Origin of the sequence: Anaeromusa sp., from assembly GCF_028691475.1 — a bacterium.
Classification (GTDB): domain Bacteria; phylum Bacillota; class Negativicutes; order Anaeromusales; family Anaeromusaceae; genus Anaeromusa.
In genome coordinates, this window is sequence record NZ_JAQUZF010000171.1 from 1 (window position 1) to 3,947 (window position 3,947).

At 52.3% G+C, this 3,947-nt stretch carries 4 protein-coding genes; all 4 read left to right on the forward strand.

Features of this window, described 5'->3' with window-relative positions; all coding sequences use genetic code 11:
• The first annotated feature begins 22 nt into the window (after window positions 1–22).
• Window positions 23–1,300, forward strand: coding sequence for a cytochrome c biogenesis protein ResB (locus PHF27_RS13670; protein ID WP_300071226.1), 1,278 nt, complete (start codon window positions 23–25; stop codon window positions 1,298–1,300).
• A gap of 40 nt (window positions 1,301–1,340) precedes the next feature.
• Complete coding sequence (ccsB, locus tag PHF27_RS13675; protein WP_018701813.1) at window positions 1,341–2,150, forward strand: c-type cytochrome biogenesis protein CcsB; 810 nt, start codon at window positions 1,341–1,343, stop codon at window positions 2,148–2,150.
• A gap of 44 nt (window positions 2,151–2,194) precedes the next feature.
• Window positions 2,195–2,674 carry a NapC/NirT family cytochrome c gene (locus tag PHF27_RS13680; RefSeq protein ID WP_300071230.1) on the forward strand — a complete coding sequence of 160 codons (480 nt, stop codon included), beginning with the start codon at window positions 2,195–2,197 and terminating at the stop codon, window positions 2,672–2,674.
• A partial coding sequence (locus PHF27_RS13685) for an ammonia-forming cytochrome c nitrite reductase subunit c552 (RefSeq protein WP_300071233.1) occupies window positions 2,667–3,947 on the forward strand: 1,281 nt, incomplete at its 3' end. The genes PHF27_RS13680 and PHF27_RS13685, both read left to right, overlap by 8 nt.

Below are 3,947 nucleotides of genomic sequence, written 5' to 3' on the forward strand. Positions count from 1 at the left end.
TAAAAGAATTCGAGGTGAGGCAATGAAGCAAAAAACATTTTGGCAAAGATTCACTTCGATGAATACGGGAATTGCCCTGCTGCTGCTGATAGCAGCTCTTGCCGTTGTGGGAACGCTCATTCCCCAGGAACGAGCCGTATCTTCTGCGTCGCCCTTGGTGCAGATGTTATATCAAACCGTCGGTTTGGGCGATCTTTACCACGCCTGGTGGTTTCGCGGTTTATTGGGATTGCTGAGTTTAAACGTGCTGGCCTGCATGGTTCGGCAGTTTCCTGCGTTGTGGCGGCGAACAAGTTTGCAAGAACCGTGGCCTTCCCTGAAGGAGACTTCGCCGCAGGTAGTGCTGCCTTCGCGAGAGCAAGCGGTTTATAACGTGGAACGCGTATTGCAAGCAGATGGCTTTGCGTGGAAAAAGCAAGAAATAGAGGGGCGGCTTGTTTGGCTGGCGTATCGCCGCCGCTGGGCGGCTTGGGGAACGTTCTTAGCGCATCTATCGGTACTGTTGATTACCGCAGGGGGACTTTATGGCAGCTTGGCAGGCATGCAAGGGGAACTCTCCGTACCGGTAGGAGAACGCCGACTGCTTGATGAGACCTGGGGTGCAGCGACGGGGCTGGAAATAGAATTGGCGGATTTTCGTACGGAGTATTATGAAAATGGACAAGTATCGGATTGGATTAGTGATGTAATTGTTCGCAAGGACGGGCGGGAATTAGCCAGGCAGCTTGTGAAGGTAAACCAGCCGCTCGATTTGGACGGCTTGCGTTTGTATCAATCCTTTTACGGCCAGATGATTGACGCCCAACTGGGAACGGGCATGAAGCAGCGTCTGGCGGAGCGCCAAGTCTGGGTGGTGGAGCCAACTAGGCAGGTTGCGGTGCAGGTTATGCGGTATATACCGGATTTTGATCCGCTGCGGCCGATGGTCAGCCGTTCGACAGAAGCGAGAAACCCTCATTTACTGTATGTAGTCTATGAAAATGGACGACAGAGCGATTGGGGCGCTGCGGCAACGGGGCAGGAAGTAAAACTGCCGGGAGGCGGCAGTGTGGTCTTTACCGGGGCGGCTCCGTTTTCAGGCTTTCAGATTAAGCTGGATCCGGGAATTCCAATTGTTTTTACGGGCTTCATTTTGTTGGTATTTGGCTTTTTTGCGGGCCTGTACGGAAAAACAAAGTATTTTTCCTGCCAGGTAGATGCTAAAGGAAATTTAGCGGTAGGCGGCTTAGGGAAAGCTGAAGAGGAAGTCTTTTGTCGGCGCATTCGTGAAGGGAAAGAAACAGCGAAGGAAGCGGTGTAGAAAGCCTAGCTTCCTGGTAAGCAAAGCAGGAGGTGGTCCGATGGCAGCCTATGAAGGCGTATTGTTTGCAGGAGCATTTTTTCTTTATTTTTTGGCGGCGTCGTGTTATTTGCTGCGTTTAGTTTGGAAAGCGCCTGTTTGGGGAAAGGCGGCTACGATTCTAGCGGTGCTGGCGGTAAGTTTGAATGCAGCGGCCGCTGTAGCTAGAACCGCTGGGGCAGGAAGAGCGCCGTTTGCCAATATGTATGAGTTTGGCATGCTCTTTGTTTTGTGCTTGGGGTTGCTTCACTTATTCATTGAGTGGCGGCAGAAAGAACAGTCTTTTGGAGCGTTCATTATGCCGGTGGCCTTTTTGTTCAGCGGTTTTTTTGCGCTGTATTATCAAGAAGCACGCCCGTTGATGCCGGCGCTGAAAAGCAATTGGCTCATGGCGCATGTGTTGACGGCGGTAGTGGCCTACGGCTTTTTAGCTGTATCTTTTGCGCTGGGGCTGATGTTTTACTGGCGTCAAGGGCTCCAAGGCGTTACGACGCTGCCTTCTTTGGAGCGGTTGGAGAACATGACACATCAGGCCATTGTTGCCGCGATGCCATTTTTGACGCTGCTCATCATTACCGGCGCTGTTTGGGCGGAATACGCCTGGGGAACCTATTGGCGCTGGGATCCTAAAGAGACCTGGTCTTTGGTGACTTGGATCATTTACGCTGTATATTTGCATGGACGCCTCAGCCGGGGCTGGCGGGGGCGAAAGGCCGTGAACTGGGCCTTGGGTGGTTTTTTGGCGGTGGTTTTTACCTTTATCGGCGTCAATCTGTTGTTGTCCGGTCTTCATAGTTACGCTTTAAATTAAGGGTTGGAAGCAGGCTTTTTCGTAGTGTGAAAGGAGGTTTTGAGATGGACGAGAGCCCGCTGAAAAAGAAAGTTGCTCTGGTGTATATGGTGTTGGGAGCCGTTTTGGCGGTGGTTGTGCTGGCTGTGATGGCCGGTTCTATGGCTTATGCCGATAAGCCGCAGTTTTGCGGCAGCTGTCATTCCATGCAGGAGGTGTATGCGACCTTTAATGAATCGACGCACCGGGGAATTACCTGCGGGGATTGCCATTTGCCACAGCAAAACATAGTTGTAAAAATGACGGCGAAAGCAAGTAATGGCATGCGGCATACCTATCACGAAACGCTGCGGGATTATCCGGAACCTATCCTGGTCAGCGGCAGCGCCAAACAAGTTGTTAATGATAATTGCCTGCGTTGCCACAGCGGTTCAACAGCCAACACGCACTTGTCCGCAGGGGGCGACTGCACTTCTTGTCACCGGGATCTAGTGCACAATGAACGCCGTTTGGCAGAGAAGAAAGGAGGCGTAGGTCTTGAATAGGGGGCAGAAGATACTCATTGGTTTTCTGGGACTCCTGATGCTTGTCTTTGGCTTGGTCGTGGTGATGCGGGTTTGGGTTATGCCGCCGGCTTCCGCTACGGTGGCTGCGGCGAAAATTCCTAAAGGCGAATACGATCCTGCCGTTTGGGGCAAAGCCTATCCTTTGCAGTATGCCAGCTATGAAAAAAACAAGGAAATGAAAGCGTCTCCTACGGGATACGGCGGCAGTCTAAATGTGCAAAAATGGGACATGCAGCCGGAACTTAAGGCGAATTTCGCGGGGATGCCCTTCAGCAAAGACTATCGGGAAGATCGGGGACATCCCTATGCGTTGCAGGATCAAAAAGAATCAGCGCGGGTAACGCCGGCGACCGTTGGTTCCTGTATCGCTTGTAAAACGCCGTATGTAGAAAAACTATATGCAGAGCAAGGCTGGGGCTTTACGAAGACACCTTTGCTGCAGCTGATTGACGAATCCAAGCATCCTGTAAGCTGTGCCAACTGCCATGACAATGAAACCATGGCTCTTAAAGTGACGCAGCCTGCCTTTGTTGAAGCGATGCAGCGTAAAGGAATTGATGTTACCAAAGCCAGCAGACAGGATATGCGCACCTATGCTTGTGCGCAATGCCATTCAGAATACTATTTTGAGCCCGGAACCAATCGGGTGGTCTTTCCGTGGGACAACGGCCTGACGGCGGAGGCCATGTATTCGCTTTACAGCACGAAACCGAACGGCTTTGAAAAAGACTGGGTTCATGGGACTTCAAAGGCGCCAATGCTGAAAGCGCAGCATCCGGATTATGAAGAATGGTCGACAGGCGTACACGGCCAGTCCGGCGTCTCTTGCGCGGACTGCCATATGCCGTATATGCGCAGCGACGGGCAAAAATATACGTCCCATCATATGACAAGCCCGCTGCAGGCCATTCAGTCTTCTTGCCTTACCTGCCATAAGCAGGATGAAGCATGGGCGCTGAACCAGGTTAAAACTATTCAAGATTCGGTGTTTGCCATGCAGCATAGCGCCGGCCAAAATATTGCGCGGGCCCATGAGACGATCGCTAAAGCCGCGGCGCAGCCGGGAGCGAACGAAGCTGATTTGGCTGCTGCGAGAGAATTGGTGCGGCAAGCGCAGTGGTATTGGGATTATGTAGCTGCTGCCAACAGCATGGGCTTCCATAGCCCAGTTCAGGCGCAGCGCAACTTAGGCCAGGCTCTTGACTTGTCGTACAAGGCCATTGAAAAGGCGAATCAGGCGGCAGGACGAGGC